This is a genomic window from Pseudogemmobacter sonorensis (genome assembly GCF_042762395.1).
Lineage (GTDB): Bacteria > Pseudomonadota > Alphaproteobacteria > Rhodobacterales > Rhodobacteraceae > Pseudogemmobacter > Pseudogemmobacter sonorensis.
In genome coordinates this window covers 190200-206224 of the sequence record NZ_JBEFZE010000003.1, presented here as the reverse complement: position 1 = coordinate 206224, position 16025 = coordinate 190200, and the positions used below count along the sequence as shown (strand labels likewise).

The following is a 16025-nucleotide window of genomic DNA, read 5'->3' as shown; positions in this document are numbered from 1 at the left end:
GCGCCCCGGCGACTTCTGCCGCATCACGGCGCCGGGCCCGCCCGCTGCCGGGCGCCACCCCGCCCTGCCCCGCCCCGCCCTGCCCCGCAATGCCGTTTTTCCACGCAAAGGATGCAAGATGAAGCCGATCCGTCTGGTCGCGGGGTTCCTGACCGTGGGGGTCTGGACGCTTCTGTCGCGCGTGGTGGGCTTCGTGCGCGACGTGCTGATCGCGGCGTGGCTGGGCGCGGGCCCGGTGGCCGAGGCCTATTACGTCGCCCAGAGCCTGCCCAACATGTTCCGCCGCTTCTTCGCCGAGGGCGCGTTCGGGCTGGCCTTCATCCCGATGTTTTCCAAGAAGCTGGAAGCGCAGCAGGATGCCGAGGGCTTCGCCCGCGACGCCTATTGGTTCATGGCGGCCTTCCTGACCGCCTTCACCGTGATCGGCCATCTGGCGATGCCCTGGCTGGTGCTGGCCATGGCCTGGGGCTTTCGCGGCGACGAGCGGTTCGAGCTGGCGGTGGTGCTGGGGCGGATCGCCTTTCCCTATATCCTGTTCATCTCGCTCACCGCGCTGATCTCGGGCGTGCTGAGCGCGATGGGGCGGTTCCGCGCCAACGCGATGGCGCCGGTTCTGATGAACGGCTTCATGGTGCTGGCGCTGATCGCGGCCGAGCGGATGGGCTGGGACATGGGGCGGACGCTGGCCTGGTCGGTGATGCTGTCGGGCGTGCTGCAACTGGTCTTCGTCTGGGCGATCCTGCGCAGCAGCGGGTTCCAGCTTGCCTTCCGCCGACCGCGCCTGACGCCGGAACTGCGCCGCCTTTTCATCATCGCCGCCCCCGCCGTGCTGGCGGGGGGCGTGGTGCAGATCAACCTTCTGGTCGGTCGCCAGGTCGCCAGCTTTACCGACGGCGCCATCGCCTGGCTCTATAATGCCGACCGGCTTTACCAGCTTCCGCTCGGCGTCGTCGGCATCGCCGTGGGGGTCGTGCTGCTGCCCGACCTGTCGCGGCGGCTTGGCGCGGGCGACACCAGCGGCGGGCGGGCCAGCCTGAACCGCAGCGCCGAATTCGCGCTGTTCCTGACCGTTCCGGCGGCGGTCGCGCTGGTGGTGATCGCGCTGCCCATCGTCTCGGTCCTGTTCGAGCGCGGCGCCTTCACCGCGGAAGACAGCCGCCAGACCGCGCTGGCGCTGGCGGTCTATGCGCTCGGCCTGCCCGCCTTCGTGCTGCACAAGGTGTTGCAGCCGCTGTTCTACGCGCGCGAGGACACCCGCCGTCCGTTCAACTATGCCCTGGTCTCGATGGCGGTGAATGTGGTCTTCGCCTTCGGGCTGATGCCGCTGATCGGCTTTCTGGCGGCGGCGGCGGGGACGACGATCTCGTCCTGGGTGATGGTCTGGCAGCTCTGGCGCGGCTCGCGCGGGATGGGCGAGGCGGTGCGGCTGGACGCGCGGTTCCGCCGCCGCCTGCCCCGGATCCTGGTCTCGGCGGCGCTGATGGGGCTGGTGCTCTGGGGGATCTGGGCGGCGTTCGGGGAACGGGCGCTGGCCCAGGGCACGCGCAGCCTTGCGCTGCTGGCGATGATCTCGGGGGGGATGGCGGTCTATTTCGCCGCCGCCGCGCTGACCGGCGCGATGCAGCCCTCGGAAATCCGGGCGGCGATGCGGCGCGGCAAGAGGAAGCCTCCCAAGGCGCCCACCGGGACACCCGGGGACTGATGCCCCATCAGCGGCGGCGCAGCCAGGCCACCGCCCGGCCCCAGCCGCCGGGGCTGACAAGGAAGGACAGCAGGAAGCCGGTGGCGAAACCGGCAAGCTCGGCCACCCAGATATAGCTGTTGCCGAAGATCAGCGCGAAAAGAAGCTGGGCAAGCATCAGAAAGCCGATCATGGTGAAAGCGCGATACTGGTTGCCGCCCGTCCCCGCCAGCCGCATCCAGATCAGGAAGGTGAAGGCCCCGATCAGCCCGTAGGCCGAGGGGAAGGCCCCCGCGACCGGCGCCTGCGCCCCCGGCACGGCAAGGCTGTAGACCAGAACGCCGACCGCCGCCGATCCGAACCAGACCGCCAGCACCGCCCACCAGGCGAAGCTCTCTCCCACCGCCTTGCCCATGGCCAGCAGGATCACCACCGCGAAGATCGCGCTCATGCTGCTGCCGTGGATCAGCGTATAGCCGACCAGCCGCCAGGGCTCGTAGGGAATCCAGCGGCCGTCGGCGAGGGCCTGGGTCAGGAACTGCGGCATCCAGACCAGGCGGTAAAGCGCCTCGATCCGCCAGCTTGCATCGCCCGGCGTGCCGAACAGCCCCGAGGCGCCGAGCGAGACCACGATCTCCATCGCGATGATCGGCAGGGCCAGCGCCCAGACGATCCAGGGCAGCGGGTTCACCGGGGCGGGGGTCTGGATCTGGTTCATCTTCGGCCTTCCGCTGTCTCTGGGGCTGTCCGCTGTTCCGGCGGCCTTCGCGATCCGGCCCGGGCGGCGCCGCCCCGGCCGGGACGTTGACGCCCATTCCCGCTTGCCTTACGCCGGGCCGAGCGAATTTTCCAGACGGAGAGCAACATGGCCTCGCAAGGTGCCCCGGCGGTCCACCCCGCAGTCCAGACCTCGAAATCCTTCACGCCGCGGATCTTTTCCGGGATCCAGCCCTCGGGCGGGCTGACCCTGGGCAATTACCTCGGCGCGCTGCGGCGCTTCGTCGAGAAGCAGGAAGAGGGGATCGAGACGATCTACTGCCTCGTCGACCTGCATGCGATCACCGTCTGGCAGGACCCCGAGCGGCTGCGCCACCAGACGCGCGAGGCCGCCGCCGCCTTCATCGCCGCCGGGATCGACCCCGCGCGCTCGATCCTGTTCAACCAGAGCCAGGTGACGGGACATGCCGAGCTGGCCTGGATCCTCAACTGCGTCGCCCGCATCGGCTGGATGTATCGGATGACCCAGTTCAAGGACAAGACCGCCGGGAAGAACGCCGAGAATTCCAGCCTCGGCCTGCTGGCCTATCCCTCGCTGATGGCGGCCGACATCCTGCTCTACCACGCCACCCATGTCCCCGTGGGCGAGGACCAGAAGCAGCATCTTGAGCTTGCCCGCGACATCGCCGCCAAGTTCAATCACGATTACGGCGAGGAATTCTTCCCGATCACCGAGCCGGTGATCGAGGGCGCCGGAACCCGAGTCATGTCGCTGCGCGACGGCGCGAAGAAGATGTCGAAATCCGACCCCTCGGATCAAAGCCGCATCAACCTGACCGACGATGCAGACACCATCGCCAGGAAGATCCGCAAGGCGGTGACCGATCCCGCGCCCCTGCCCGAAAGCGTCGAGGGGCTGAAGGACCGGGCCGAGGCGCGCAACCTGGTCAATATCTACGCGGGCCTTGCCGCCACCACGCCCGAGGCGGTGATCGCCGAATTCGCGGGGGCGCAATTCGGCAGCTTCAAGCCGAAGCTGGCGGAACTGGCGGTGTCTGTGCTGGCGCCGATCTCGACCGAGATGAACCGGCTCATGCGGGACCCGGCCGAGATCGACCGTCTTCTGGGCGAGGGTGCCGGGCGCGCCGATGCCATCGCCGCGCCGATCCTCGACCGCACCAAGGATATCGTCGGCTTCATCCGCTCGCGCAGGGGCTGAGGCGGCGCGCGGGCCGGGCCGACAGGAAGGCCCGCGCGCAAAGCGGATCGCGGGGATGACCTGGCCGTCTCGAAAAGACGCGAGCCGGAAGACCCGCGCGTAAAGCGGATCGCGGCTTGCCGCCGATTCCCTGCGGCCCGGCCCTTCGCCCGACCGCAGGCCCCGGTCGCCGTCGCCCCCTCTGGCGGGGCCGCGCTGGACAGGGCTTCCCGGGGCGGCCGCCGCGGGCCGGGTCGATGCCGAAAGAAAGCGCCGGAAGGCCGCCCGGATCCCGGCTTTCATGCGCCCGACTGTCATATGGATGAATCCTCGGGCTGGTCTTGATTGTCGCGGCGGTGGTCTGTCCCCTTCGGTCCCCGAGCCGGGCCTGTCCCCCTCGTGCCTGGCGCTGTCTTTCTTCGGGTCTGCCTTACCCGACCCCGTCCTGCCTTGCCCCCATGCGCCGCGCGCATGGGGGCTTTTTCCACCCGCAGAACGCGCGAAAGCGCCTCGATATGGGTGGATTTTCCATTTCACCCACAAGAAGCGGTGTTTTCCACAGCTCCGTCCACAAGAAACCACTTTACAGGATTCGGCTTTGCTTCCACGATGCGATCAATATCTGGTGATTTGTTCGCGTCGCTCCGCTGCAATTTGCCGGAAACCCAGCTTCTGGGGGTTTCCACCCACCGGGGCGCAAGAAACGGGCAGGGCATGGCGTTCACGCAGGACTATCTCTCGTCGGATGAACTGCATCCCATCGATATCGTCGAGACCCTGGCAGAGCATCACGCCTGGGAATTTGATCGCGTCACCGACGACCAGATCGCCATGGCGGTCGAGGGCCAGTGGCGCACCTATTCGCTGACCCTCGCCTGGTCGGAACAGGATGAGACGCTGCGACTGATCTGCACCTTCGAGATCGACCCGGCCGAGGGGCGGATGGGCGCGCTTTACGATCTGATCAACCGCTGCAACGACATGGTCTGGACCGGCGCCTTCACCTGGTGGGGCGAGCAGAAGCTGATGGTCTGGCGCTATGGCCTGTGCCTTGCGGGCGGGCAGATGGCCTGCCCCGAGCAGATCGACCGGCTGATCGGCGGCGCGGTCCTGGCGGCCGAGCGGTTCTATCCGGCCTTCCAGCTTGTGCTCTGGGGCGACAAGACCCCGGAAACCGCGCTGAAGGTCGCCATCGCCGAGGCTTACGGGCGCGCCTGAACGCGGCGCGGCGGGCGGCGGGCAGCAAGACAGGGAAAGGCGGGAAGATGTCCTCCGAAATCGGGCTGGAGAACGGCCTTTTGCTTCTGGGCTGCGGCAAGATGGGCTCGGCCCTGCTGGACGGCTGGCTGGGCGCGGGCGTTCCGGCGCACAGCATCCATGTCGTCGAGCCCCGCCCCTCGGACTGGCTGAAGGCGGCGGGCACGCATCTGAACGAAGCCATTCCCGCCCGCGCCGATATCGCGCTGCTGGCGGTCAAGCCGCAGATGATGGCCGATGCCCTGCCCGCGCTGCGCGCCCTTGGCGGCGGCAAGACGCTGTTCATCTCGATCGCCGCCGGGACGACCATCGCCACGCTGGAGGCCGCGCTCGGCCCCGCGACGCCCATCGTGCGGGTGATGCCCAATACCCCGGCCATGGTCGGGCGCGGGATCTCGGGCCTGGTCGGCAATGCCCATGCCTCGGCGGCGGAGATCGCGCAGGCGCGCCGGTTGATGCAGGCCGTGGGCGAGGTGGTCGAGCTGGAGGACGAGGCCCAGATCGACGCGGTGACCGCGGTTTCCGGCTCGGGCCCGGCCTATGTCTTCCACCTGATCGAGGCCCTGGCCGCGGCGGGCGAGGCCGAGGGGCTGGCGCCCGAAGTGGCGATGAAGCTTGCCCGCGCGACCGTCTGCGGCGCGGGCGAACTGGCGTTCCAGAGCGCCGAGAGCGCGGCGCAGCTTCGCGTCAACGTGACCTCGCCCGGCGGGACCACGGCGGCGGCGCTGGCGGTGCTGATGGATCCCGACACCGGCTTTCCCCCGCTGTTGCGCCGCGCGGTGCGGGCCGCCGCCGATCGCGGGCGGGAGCTGGGGCGTTGAGCGACGCCAGCTACGACGACTTCCTGAAGATCGACATCCGGCTGGGCCGCATCGTCAAGGCCGAACCCTTTCCCGAGGCGCGCAAGCCCGCCTACAAGCTGTGGGTCGATTTCGGAGAGGAGATCGGCGTCAGGCGCTCCTCGGCCCAGATCACCGCGCATTACCGGCTGGAGGATCTGCCCGGGCGGCAGGTGCTGGCGGTGGTGAACATGCCGCCGCGCCAGATCGGCCCGGTGAAAAGCGAGGTCCTGGTGCTCGGCCTGCCCGATGCGGCGGGCGAGGTGGTGCTGATCCGGCCGGATCTGGACCTGCCGCTTGGCGGACGGATGTTCTAAGCCGGAACCCCGCCGTGGCGAAGGCCCGCGTTCGGGGAACGCGGGCCCCTGCCGTCAGACCGCGTAGATCCCCCGGGGCACCGAGCCGAGCGCGCGGCAACCCGTCTCGGTCACGACGAAGGTCTCGCTGACCGCGACGGTGAAGCGGTTGTAGGCGCGCAGCGTGATCGGCGCGTGGAAGGTCATCCCCGGCTCCAGCGGAATGTCGATGCCCCGGAACAGGCCGATGATATTGCCCTCGCCCCAGTCGGGCGCGAAAGAGATGCCGATGCCATAGCCGGTGCGCTTGCGATAGCCCTCGGCATAGCCCGCCTTGTCGATGATCGCCTGCACGGCGTTGTGGACATCGGCGCAGGAGTTGCCGGGCCGGAGCATGGTCTCCACCATGGCAAGGCCCTCTTCGCAGGTGTCATACATCGGCTTGGCGTCCTCGGGCATCTTGCCGACGGCCACCGTGCGGAACAGCGCGGTGTGATAGCGGTTGTAGCAGGCCGCGGTCTCAAGCGCGATCAGGTCGCCCTGGAGGATCCTGCGCCGCCGCCAGGTCGAATGCGGGATGCCCGAGCGCGGGCCCGAGGTCACGAAAGGCTCCATCCCCACATATTCCGACCCGGCGGCGATGGCGGCCGACATGATCGCGGCGGCGATGTCGTTCTCGCTGACCCCCGCGCGCGAGGCGGCGAGACCGGCCAGCATGCCTGCGTCATTGGCCCTGGCCGACAGCTCCATCTGTTCCAGCTCCAGCGGCGACTTGATGCGGCGCAGCTTCTCGACGATGCCCGAGCCGTCGCCCAGGGCGCCGATCTGGGCGACAAGCTGGTCGTGGATGTTGACGGTGAAGAACCAACTGTTGCGGTCGACGCCGATCTTCTTGCCGACCCAGCCGCGCGCCTTGAGCACATCGCCCAGGGCCTGGGCCGGGGTAACGTCGTCGGCATAGCCGGTGATGTCTTCCAGATAGCTGTTCACCCGGGCATTCATCGATTCCAGCCCGCGCAGGACCAGGAAGGGCGCGCCGACGGCCGGGACGCAAAGGCACTGGAACATGTAATAGCCCGGGGTCTGCTGGCCCGAGAGATAGAAGATGTTCTCGGCGCCCGACAGAAGCAGCAGGTCCAGCCCGGCCTCGGCGATGCCCGCCTGGGCTTTGGCGACGCGCCGGTCGTATTCGGCCTTGGGAAACACCGATTCCGCGCCAAGCGGCAATGAGGCAAGGATGCTGTCCGTCATGTCAGACCTTTCATGGGTGATCGGGCCGCCAAAGCGCCCGGAGTGTTGCGGACCGCCGGTCGCGCCGGTCCGGGAATGCGCGCGCCCCGCCCGGCGCGGGGGGCGGATCAAGTCAACTGGACCGCGCGCAGGAAGGCCTGGGTCCGGGGATTCTGCGGCGCGTCGAGCACCTGGCCGGGCGGGCCCTGCTCGACCAGCCTGCCCTTTTCCAGAAAGCAGACCCGATCCGCCAGCGCGCGGGCGACCCCCATCTGATGGGTAACGACGATCATGGTCAGCCCGCCCTCGCGCGAGAGTTCGCGCATCACGTCGAGCACCTCGCTCACCAGTTCGGGGTCCAGCGCCGAGGTCACCTCGTCGAACAGCATGACCTGCGGCGACAGCGCCAGCGCCCGTGCGATGGCCACGCGCTGCTGCTGGCCACCCGAAAGCTGGATCGGGTAATGGCCCAGCTTGTCGGCAAGCCCCACCCGGCCCAGAAGCTGCGCCGCCTGGTCCTGCGCCGCCTCTTTCGCCACGCCCTTGACGTAGCGCAGCCCCGAGGCCACGTTTTCCAGCGCGGTCATATGCGGGAAAAGGTTGAACTGCTGAAAGACCATGCCGACCAGATTGCGCATCCGGCGCAGATGGGCGTTGGTCCATTTCAGCCGCTCGACCCCGCCGGTCATGTCGGCCAGCAACTCGCCCCCCAGCCGGATCCGGCCCGCGTCGATGGTGTCGAGCGTCATCAGAAGACGCAACAGCGTCGACTTGCCCGACCCCGAGGGCCCGATCAGCACCAGCTTTTCCCCCTGCGGCACCGTCAGGTCGAAATGGTCCAGCACGACGGTCTCGCCGAAGCGTTTGGAAACGTCGTCGAAGACGATCGCCGGGGGCGTGGTCGCCTCGGTCATGTGGCATATCCCTTGCGTTGCAGCCGACGCTCCAGCATCCGCACCAGCGTCCCGCCGATCAGGCTGAAGGCCAGGAAGATCAGCGCGGCGAGCGTCGTCGCCTCGGTGTAGCGGAATTCGAGAGCGCCGATTTCATTGGCCACGAACATCATTTCGGTGACCGAGATCGAGAACAGGACCGGCGTGTCCTTCATCATGCTGATCATCATGTTGCCGAAGGCGGGCAGCACCGGGCGCAGCGCCTGCGGCAGGATCACCCGGCGGTAAAGCGCGCCGCGCGGGAAGTTCAGGCTGGCCGCCGCCTCCCACTGGCTGCGGGGAATGGATTCGATCCCCGCCCGCATCGTCTCGGAGGCGAAGGCGCCGTGATGCAGCCCAAGCGCGATGACCCCGGTGGTCAGCGGCTCCAGCGTGATGCCCCAGGCGGGCAGGCCGAAGAACAGGAAATAGGCCTTCACCAGAAGCGGGGTCGAGCGCAGAACCTCCATCACCCAGAAGGCGGTCGCGCCGATGAAGGCCAGGCGGCTGCGGCGCAGCGCCGTCAGCCCCAGCCCGATCAGCAGCGCCAGCACAAAGCCCAACACCGTCGCCTGAAGCGTGACGACAGCCCCGGCCATCAGCTTGGGAAAGGCGGCGGCGGCAACGTCCCAGGAGAAATTCATCGCTCAGCCCCTTCCCCGCCAGGTGCCGCCCGCCAGCCGTTCCAGCCGCAGCGTGCCAAGACTGATCACCCGGGCCAGCAGAAAATAGGCCACGACAAGGAAGATCAGGACCTCGGTGCTGTTCAACTGGATGCGCATGATGCTCTTGGCCTGGAAGGTCAGATCGCTGAGCGTGATCAGCGAAACCAGCGAACTGGCCTTCAGAAGCTCGATCAGCAGGTTGCCGAACATCGGCGTCAGCGTGACCACAAGCTGCGGCGCCATCACCGTCAGCACGAAGCGCCAGCGCGGAAAATTCAGCGCGATCGCCGCCTCGCGCTGGCCCTTGCCGAAAGCGGCGACCGCACCGCGCACGATCTCGCCGCCATAGGCGCCGAAGCACAGCGACAGGCCGACCACCCCGCAGAAGAAAGGCGAAAGCCGGATGCCGAAGGCGGGCAGCACGAAGAACAGCCAGAACAGTTGCGCCAGCGCCGGTATGCCGCGAAACACCTCGATCAGCACGCGGGCCGGACGCGCGATCCAGCGCGCCCGGGCCGAGGCCAGCCCGCCAAGCAGCAGGGCGATGGCCATGGTCAGCACCGCCGCCGCCGCCGTGATCGTCACTGTGACGATCAGGCCGCGCCAGAGTTGCTCGCGGTATTCCCAAAGGATTTCCATGGTTCCGTCCTGTTGCCTCGGCGGATCGCGCCCTATCAGCCCGCGCAGATGCTCGCGGTGGTGACGTCGACGGGCAGGTCCTCGGCGGTAAAGCCGAAGGGGCGCACCATCTCGGCATATTCCTCGGATTGCACGAAGGGCACCAGGATGGCGTTGAAGGCCTCGACGAAGGCGGCATCCTCCTTGCGGAAGGCGAAGCTGCCGTAGGACACGGCAGGCTTGCCGTTGATGATCGGGTCATGGAAGGGGATCGCGCGCTCGACCGCGGGATCGTTGGCTTTGTCGAGCAGGGTCTGCGCCGAGAGGGCCGGGAACAGCACCGCATCGACGCGGCCCGCCTTCACGGCGGCGATCAGCGCCGGGCCGTCGGGGAAGGGCGTAAGCTGGTCCTCGGGGACACCGGCCTCGATCGCGGTGGTGCGCAGGCGCGAGCCCATGGTATGGCCCGCCTTCAGGGACGGGTCGTTGATCAGATCCTCGAAACTGTGCAGGTTCTTCGGATTGCCCGCAGGCACGATGAAGGTGTTGCCGATGGCGAAGACCGGCTCGGCGAAGGCGACCTGCTGGCAGCGTTCGGGGCTGATGTAGAGGCCCGCCGCGATGATGTCGAAGCGGCTGGCCAGAAGGCCCGGGATCAGCGCGCCGAATTCGGTCAGGCTGCCCTCGGTCTGGGCAGGGCCCATCTGGGCGAGAATGGCCTCGAGCAGCGCGATGTCCGAGCCTTCCAGCGCGCCCGAGGCGTTGATCGAAGAGAACGGCGCCTCGTTGGCGGTGCCGACGGCGATGGTCGCGCCGGAGGTGACGCGCTCCAGCAGGTCCTGCGCCAGCACCGGCGCGACCGGGACGCCGATCGCGCCAAGCGCGGCAAGGGCAAGAGAAGTCAGGTTTTTCACGGCAGGTTTTCCTCTGTTGGGGGCGGCGGGGCCGCATTTTGGTTTTATGGTTTCCCTTCGCGCGTCGAGGCGCGAAGGGCCGTCTGTCCGGGCCTAGCGCGCCGCCGTCGCGGTGGCGGCCCGTTCGGCGCAAGCGCGCAGGAAGCCGCGCCACAACCCTTCAAGCCCGGGCGACACGCTGATCTCGGGATGGCCCTGCAACCCGATCTGGAAGCGCCGCCCGGGGAATTCGACCGCCTCGACCACGCCGAGCGGGTCGAAGGCGGTGGCAAGCTGACCGGCGGCGGCGGCCACGCCGTAACCCTCCGGGTTCATGCAGAAACGGTGGTGCATGCGCACCGCGACCGGCCCGCCGAGCAGCGCCGCAAGCCGACTGCCGGGCGCGGGAACAAGCGTCGCATCGCCCTTGCGGTCGCGGTCGTTGCCGCCCGCATCCTTCATGCGGACAAAGCCGTTGCGGCTGTTGCCGGGGCCGGGGCCCACGATCTCTTCCAGATTCGCATCCGGCCAGCCGCCGCGCCGCAGGGCCGCAAGCGTCATCCCCTGCATGCCGAGGCAAAGACCCAGAAGCGGCAGGTCCGTCTCCCAGGCGTCCTGCGCGCCGCGCACCAATGCCTCGACCTGTCCCATGTCGCCGCCGCCGGGCAGGACCAGCCCGTCGATACCGGAGGGGATGCCCAGGGCCACGACGGTTTCCGCCGGGACAGTCGAGATCTCCAGCCGGAAGCCCCCGGCATCGGCGGCATCGGCAAGACGCGCGATCACGGTCGGATTGACGCGGCGCAGATGGTCGTCGAAGCCGATCACGCAGATGCGCAGCGCAGCACCCCGGGGGATGGGCCGCGCCTGCGGGATCGCCTCGGGCAGGCCGGGCACCGGCCCCTCCAGCCAAGGGCGCCCGAATTCGTCGACGACAAGCGGGATTTCATCGCGCCGCAAGACCAGATCGACGCCCTCGGGCAGATCCGCCTCCGAGGCGGCGGCCAGCACCACAGGCCCCGACAGCGGGGTTTCGGACATTGGCGGCAGCCAGACCCCGCCCGTGGCGCGTTCCAACCAGAAACAGCCATTCGGCATCGGACGCCGGTCGGCGGTCACGAATTCGCGCGCGCCACGCGGGAAATCGGCATCGCGCGCGGCGACAAGCCTGAGGCCACGCGCAGGAACCCCGCCCGCCCGCCAGGCGGCAAGCACCGCGGCGGCGGCGCGGCAATCCTCGGCCGGGACCGGGGTCGGGTCGATGACGGCAATGACGGGACCGGGTTTCAAGGCTTCTCTCCGCTGTCGCATTCCTCGGCCAGCGCCCAGACACCAGCCCCGAGCAATTGGACCGATTTGTCAAAATCAGCCATTTCCATCGCCTCATCCGGGTTGTGGCTGCCGTTCTGATTGCGAACGAACAACATCAGCGACGGAACGCCCGCGCCCGCGAAGACCGCCGCGTCATGCCCGGCCCCGCTGGCCATCGCATGATGCGGCAGGCGCTGTTCGGCCATCGCATCGCCGAAGACCTTCAGCAGATGGCCATCCATCAGGGCCGCCGCCGAAGTGGTCAGGGGCCCGGTCTCGAACCGCACGCCGCGCGCGGCGGCGATCCGGTCCAGCGCAAGGTGCAGGCGGCGGCGCATCTCGTCGAGCGTCGCCTTGTCGTGGCTGCGGATGTCGATCGACATCGAGACCTCGCCCGCGATCTTGGAAAAGGCGTGCTGGGCCGGATCGGTGGTCAGGATGCCGACGGTGGCGGTCATGTCATGGCCCTCGGCCTCCATCCGCTCCCATTCCTGCTGGAGGAAGACGACCAGTTCCGACGCCGCCACCACCGCATCGTGGCGCCAGGCCATCGGCACGGCGCCGGAATGCGCGTATTCGCCGATCACCTTCATCTCGCGGTAGCGAAAGCTGCCCCGGATCCCGGTGACCAGCGAAACCGGAACATCGGCGCCGATCAGCACCGGCCCCTGTTCGATATGCAACTCGACATAGGCGGCCAGGGTCTCGGGGCGCAGTTGCGGCACGCCGACCGCGACCTGCGCGGGATCGAGGCCAAGATCGGCCATGTGATCGCGCAGGCTGCGCCCGGTGTCCGAGCGTTTGACCTCAAGCGCCTCGGCCGGCAGCAGGCCAAGCGCGGATTTGGACCCGACATAGGACCAGGGAAACCAGTTGCTTTCCTCGGCCCGGATCGCGATCACCGAGACGTCACGTCGCGGCCGCAGACCGGCCTTGCACCAGCCCGACAGCACGGCCAGGCCGGCAAGAACGCCCGCCGCGCCATCGAAATTGCCGCCGACCGGCACCGAGTCGAGATGCGAGCCCATCAGGACCCGCTTTCCGTCCGGCGCGCGACCCGGCAGGGTGACAAGCATGTTGCCCCCGGCATCGACCGTGACCTCAAGCCCCAGAAGCCGCGCCTCACGCGCGAGCATGTCATGCGCGATCTGCTCGCCCCGGCCGAAGGCCTCGCGCGTGACACCCGGACCATCGCCGGTCCGCGCCAGCAACTCGTCGAACATCCGCTCCGCCAGGGCCATGTCAGGCGCGGGCAGGCGGTTCGATACGGGCGGGGCGGTCCTGGTGATCATGGCTGGTCTCGGCAGGGAATCGCATCGGACGGCGCGAATGATTTTATTTGATTCACTTTATACGATCCATAGCAAGTCATTCCGATGTGATCCGGCAGCCGGGCGGGCGAGATTCCGCAAGTTTAGATTAAAAATTAATCATAAATGGCAATCGCAGACGCGAAGCTGCGTCATATCCGGCTATTTTTGCACAATCCTTGCGATACCGTCAAATCTGCACGCCGGAGATGCCTCGCACTCCCGCGCCTCACAATGTATCTCTTGATGACAAAATACTAAGCAATGGCACAGCCGCGAAACCCTCGCCCATTCGCCCGAGTCCTTCCCCTGCACGAAAACCGCAGGACCGGGCACGGAATTGCCGCCCCGCCGGTCGCAGGCCCAGGCGGTCGCCTGCCCGGGCGCGGCGTCGCCCGCAACCGACGGACAGGCCGATCCCGCCCGCGCAGGCGACCGCCCGGGCTGCGGCCGGAACGATCGCCCCGAGGCGCTAGCCGTCCCCGGATGCGTCGATTTTATTGTATAATTATATTCACTATATACATGACCAAAAAACAGATCCCGGCAGGCAAGCGCCGCGCCTCAGGCGGCATAATCGGCAAGATCGCATGAAATTCATTGCAAACATGACGATACCGTTGCAAGGAATGGGGGCTTGGCCGGGGCAACGATCCCCCCTGCCGCAAGACAGAATTGCAGAAGATGAATTATAATGCACTCTGAAGATCCTGCGCAAACCAGGGATTCCGCGCCCGAGGGTCAGAACCGCAACGGCCCGGGCCGCAAATCGGCGGAGTTGAACCGCTTCCGCCTGGCGAACCAGATCCTGAACGTCATCCGCGATGCGCGGATGGGCGTCGGCCATCACCTGCGCGAACAGCAGTTCGCCGAGCTTCTGAACGTCTCGCGCACGCCCATCCGCAGCGCGCTGTCGCTTCTGGTCGAACATGGCGTGGTCGAGGCCCGGCGCAACCAGGGCTTCTTCCTGACCACGCCCTATATCGAACTGCACGAATTCGACATCGACGTCCCCCCTTCGGCCGAGCAGGACCTTTACGAGCGTCTGGTGCGCGACCGCATCGCCGGGGAGCTGCCCGGCTCGGTCACCCAAAGCGACATCGCCCGCATCTACGAGGCCGACCGCATCGTCATCCTGCGCACGCTGGCGCGGATGGCCGACGACGGGCTGGTCGCGCGCAACAAGGGCCACGGCTGGACCTTTCTGCCGACGCTCGACACCAATGTCGGGCTGGCCAACAGCTATGCCTTCCGCCTTGTGCTGGAGCCCGCCGGGATCCTGCAACCCGGCTTCACGGTGAAATCCGAGGTGATGGAGCGGGTGCGCCTGCACCATGTCTATCTGCTGTCGCATCCCGACATAAACCGGATAGATCCCGCGCAGCTTTTCAGCACGGATTCCGAATTTCACGAGATGCTGGCGGATTTCTCGGGCAATATCTTCTTCACGCAGGCCGTGCAGCAGCAGAACCGGCTGCGCAAGCTGCTGGAATTCGCGACCTATGTCGACCGGCGCCGGGTGCGCGAATGGTGCCGCGAGCATCTTTCGATCATCGAGGCGATCTCGGCCGGGGACCGCGAGGGTGCCGCCAGCCAGTTGCGCGAGCACCTGCAACATGCGCTGAATCACGCCCGGGCCAAGGGCTGATCCCCGCCGCCCGGCGCGGGTTTCCGGGGCGGCGGTCGGAGGATCGTCCGCCCCGCCCCGCCGTCGATCGCGATGCTGGCGCCGTTCAGGAAGGGCGCGCGGCCCTCGATCACGAAGGCCACCAGTTCGGCAAGCTCGTCGGCCCGGCCCATCGGCACGCCCCCGGCGATGGCCGCGCCCGCACGGTCGCGGGCGATCCCCTCTTGCGCGACCATGGCGTCGATGCGCGCCCCGACGCGGCCGGTATCGAAATAGCCCGGCGCCACGGTGTTCACCCGGATGCCGCGCCCGGCGAGCGAACGCGAAAGGCTTTTCGCCAGCGCCGCGATGCCGTTGCGGAAAACGCTGGACAGAAGCAGATGGCTTGAGGCCTGCTGCAAGGTGGCCTGGTCAGGAAAACCATGTCGCCGCCGCCCGCTTCTGCCATCGGCGCGATGGCCGCGCGCGACAGGCGCACCGCGCTCATCAACAGCAGGTCGAAGGCCACCTCCCAATCGGCCTCCTCCAGATCCTCAAGCCCGCCAAAGGCGATATGGACGGAATTGACGACCAGCCCGTCGAGCCCGCCGAAAGCGGCCGCCACCTCGGGCACCAGCCGCCCGACCGAGGCGGCATTGCCGGGGTCGGCCTGCAAGGCCAGCGGATCGGGCGCGCCCGCCGCGACCAGCGCGGCTTGCGCCGCCGCCAGCCGGTCGGGATCGCGCCCGCAGATCGCACCCGCGCCCGGCCCGCCCCAGCCGGAGCGCGCAGGCCAGGCCCAGGCCCGCGCTTGCCCCCGTCATCGGCACCGCAGCGGCCGCGCATGCGCTTTTCATCGCTCAACTCCAACCTCCACCAGCCGACCGCCCGTCGCGGGCGCGGGATCCGATTCCATGGCGCCGCATGCCGCGCCGCCCGAGGCGGGGGTGAAGCGCGCCTCCGGCAGGCCCTGCCCTCGCACAAGGCGCGGAGCGGCGATCCCGGTGGCGCGCCCCGTATCGTATCGGCGGCATGGCCCGTGACCGTCATCGCCGATGCCCCGGACCGGAAGCGGCGGGCACCATGTCACCCAGCAGGTCGGCCATGTCCGGGATCCCGGCCAGGCCGCCGATCCACGCGATCAGGCAGGTGACCGCCGCCTCGCCCAGGATGTCGCCCGCACAATCGCGGAACTTGGCGGCGATCTCATCGGCGGACAGGGGTCGGGCCAGCCCGCCGCGCGGCTCGTCGAAGCGGCGCTCCAGCACCTGCCCGTCGGTCAATGTGATCCTGATATCCGGCGCATCGCCGCCCGCCACCCGCTCATGCAGCGAGACGCGTTCGAAAAGCGCGCGCACCGCATCCTCGGCAACCGCGCGGAGTTCGAAATCCGACACCCCGAGCCGCCCTCGCATCCGCCCGGCGGCGATGCAATATTCGAAGAGGCCTTGTTGCGCAATTCGGATTGAGGC

General features: G+C 68.2%; 17 protein-coding genes. 6 read left to right on the top strand and 11 right to left on the bottom strand.

All coding sequences use genetic code 11. From position 1 onward, the window contains the following. The first annotated feature begins 118 nt into the window (after nt 1-118). A complete protein-coding gene (murJ, locus tag ABNX41_RS04020) occupies nt 119-1702 on the top strand; it encodes a murein biosynthesis integral membrane protein MurJ (protein ID WP_438668434.1) in 1584 nt (527 codons plus the stop codon). Between the two features lie 7 nt (nt 1703-1709). On the opposite strand, the gene ABNX41_RS04015 is transcribed toward murJ, so the two are convergent. Further along, nucleotides 1710-2399, bottom strand: a complete 690-nt coding sequence (locus tag ABNX41_RS04015) for a rhomboid family intramembrane serine protease (protein WP_438668433.1) — start codon at nt 2397-2399, stop codon at nt 1710-1712. A gap of 147 nt (nt 2400-2546) precedes the next feature. Between ABNX41_RS04015 and trpS the strand changes: the two genes are divergently transcribed. The 4 genes from trpS to ABNX41_RS03995 all read left to right on the top strand — a co-directional run bounded on the left by trpS (nt 2547) and on the right by ABNX41_RS03995 (nt 6009). Continuing rightward, nucleotides 2547-3617 (top strand): tryptophan--tRNA ligase, encoded by a 1071-nt coding sequence (trpS, locus tag ABNX41_RS04010; RefSeq protein WP_438668432.1) that lies wholly within the window; start codon nt 2547-2549, stop codon nt 3615-3617. Nucleotides 3618-4310: 693 nt separating this feature from the next. Then, nucleotides 4311-4814, top strand: coding sequence for a type III secretion system chaperone family protein (locus ABNX41_RS04005; protein ID WP_438668431.1), 504 nt, complete (start codon nt 4311-4313; stop codon nt 4812-4814). A gap of 47 nt (nt 4815-4861) precedes the next feature. Then, a complete protein-coding gene (proC, locus tag ABNX41_RS04000) occupies nt 4862-5674 on the top strand; it encodes a pyrroline-5-carboxylate reductase (RefSeq protein WP_438668430.1) in 813 nt (270 codons plus the stop codon). Continuing rightward, nucleotides 5671-6009, top strand: coding sequence for a tRNA-binding protein (locus ABNX41_RS03995; protein ID WP_438668429.1), 339 nt, complete (start codon nt 5671-5673; stop codon nt 6007-6009). The genes proC and ABNX41_RS03995 overlap by 4 nt, the downstream gene beginning before the upstream one ends. A 54-nt stretch (nt 6010-6063) precedes the next feature. Here the strand turns inward: ABNX41_RS03995 and ABNX41_RS03990 are convergent, their stop codons facing one another. From ABNX41_RS03990 to ABNX41_RS03960, 7 genes are all read right to left on the bottom strand, one after another. Next, nucleotides 6064-7239 carry a M24 family metallopeptidase gene (locus ABNX41_RS03990; protein WP_438668428.1) on the bottom strand — a complete coding sequence of 392 codons (1176 nt, stop codon included), beginning with the start codon at nt 7237-7239 and terminating at the stop codon, nt 6064-6066. Between the two features lie 107 nt (nt 7240-7346). After that, nucleotides 7347-8132 (bottom strand): ectoine/hydroxyectoine ABC transporter ATP-binding protein EhuA, encoded by a 786-nt coding sequence (gene ehuA, locus ABNX41_RS03985; RefSeq protein ID WP_438668427.1) that lies wholly within the window; start codon nt 8130-8132, stop codon nt 7347-7349. Continuing rightward, nucleotides 8129-8794 carry an ectoine/hydroxyectoine ABC transporter permease subunit EhuD gene (gene ehuD / locus ABNX41_RS03980; RefSeq protein WP_438668426.1) on the bottom strand — a complete coding sequence of 222 codons (666 nt, stop codon included), beginning with the start codon at nt 8792-8794 and terminating at the stop codon, nt 8129-8131. The genes ehuA and ehuD overlap by 4 nt, the downstream gene beginning before the upstream one ends. Nucleotides 8795-8797: 3 nt before the next feature. After that, nucleotides 8798-9454: an amino acid ABC transporter permease gene (locus ABNX41_RS03975; RefSeq protein ID WP_438668425.1), complete on the bottom strand. Its 657-nt coding sequence runs from the start codon at nt 9452-9454 to the stop codon at nt 8798-8800. Between the two features lie 35 nt (nt 9455-9489). After that, on the bottom strand, nt 9490-10347 hold the full coding sequence (ehuB, locus tag ABNX41_RS03970) for an ectoine/hydroxyectoine ABC transporter substrate-binding protein EhuB (protein ID WP_438668424.1): 858 nt from the start codon (nt 10345-10347) through the stop codon (nt 9490-9492). Nucleotides 10348-10440: 93 nt separating this feature from the next. Beyond that, on the bottom strand, nt 10441-11616 hold the full coding sequence (locus ABNX41_RS03965) for a glutamine amidotransferase-related protein (RefSeq protein ID WP_438668423.1): 1176 nt from the start codon (nt 11614-11616) through the stop codon (nt 10441-10443). After that, the gene (locus ABNX41_RS03960; protein ID WP_438668422.1) at nt 11613-12929 is read right to left on the bottom strand and encodes a Zn-dependent hydrolase; all 1317 of its coding nucleotides are present in this window, start codon (nt 12927-12929) and stop codon (nt 11613-11615) included. Before ABNX41_RS03960 ends, ABNX41_RS03965 begins: the two co-directional genes overlap by 4 nt. 712 nt (nt 12930-13641) lie before the next feature. Here ABNX41_RS03960 and ABNX41_RS03955 point away from each other — a divergent pair. Beyond that, on the top strand, nt 13642-14595 hold the full coding sequence (locus tag ABNX41_RS03955; protein ID WP_438668421.1) for a GntR family transcriptional regulator: 954 nt from the start codon (nt 13642-13644) through the stop codon (nt 14593-14595). On the opposite strand, the gene ABNX41_RS03950 is transcribed toward ABNX41_RS03955, so the two are convergent. From ABNX41_RS03950 to ABNX41_RS03940, 3 genes are all read right to left on the bottom strand, one after another. Next, nucleotides 14574-14975, bottom strand: a complete 402-nt coding sequence (locus ABNX41_RS03950) for an SDR family oxidoreductase (RefSeq protein ID WP_438668420.1) — start codon at nt 14973-14975, stop codon at nt 14574-14576. The two genes, ABNX41_RS03955 and ABNX41_RS03950, sit on opposite strands and share 22 nt — an antisense overlap. Continuing rightward, entirely contained in the window at nt 14867-15307 is a 441-nt protein-coding gene (locus ABNX41_RS03945; protein WP_438668467.1) for an SDR family NAD(P)-dependent oxidoreductase, read from the bottom strand. Before ABNX41_RS03945 ends, ABNX41_RS03950 begins: the two co-directional genes overlap by 109 nt. A gap of 292 nt (nt 15308-15599) precedes the next feature. Further along, complete coding sequence (locus tag ABNX41_RS03940) at nt 15600-15983, bottom strand: MmgE/PrpD family protein (protein ID WP_438668466.1); 384 nt, start codon at nt 15981-15983, stop codon at nt 15600-15602. Nucleotides 15984-16025 lie beyond the last annotated feature (42 nt).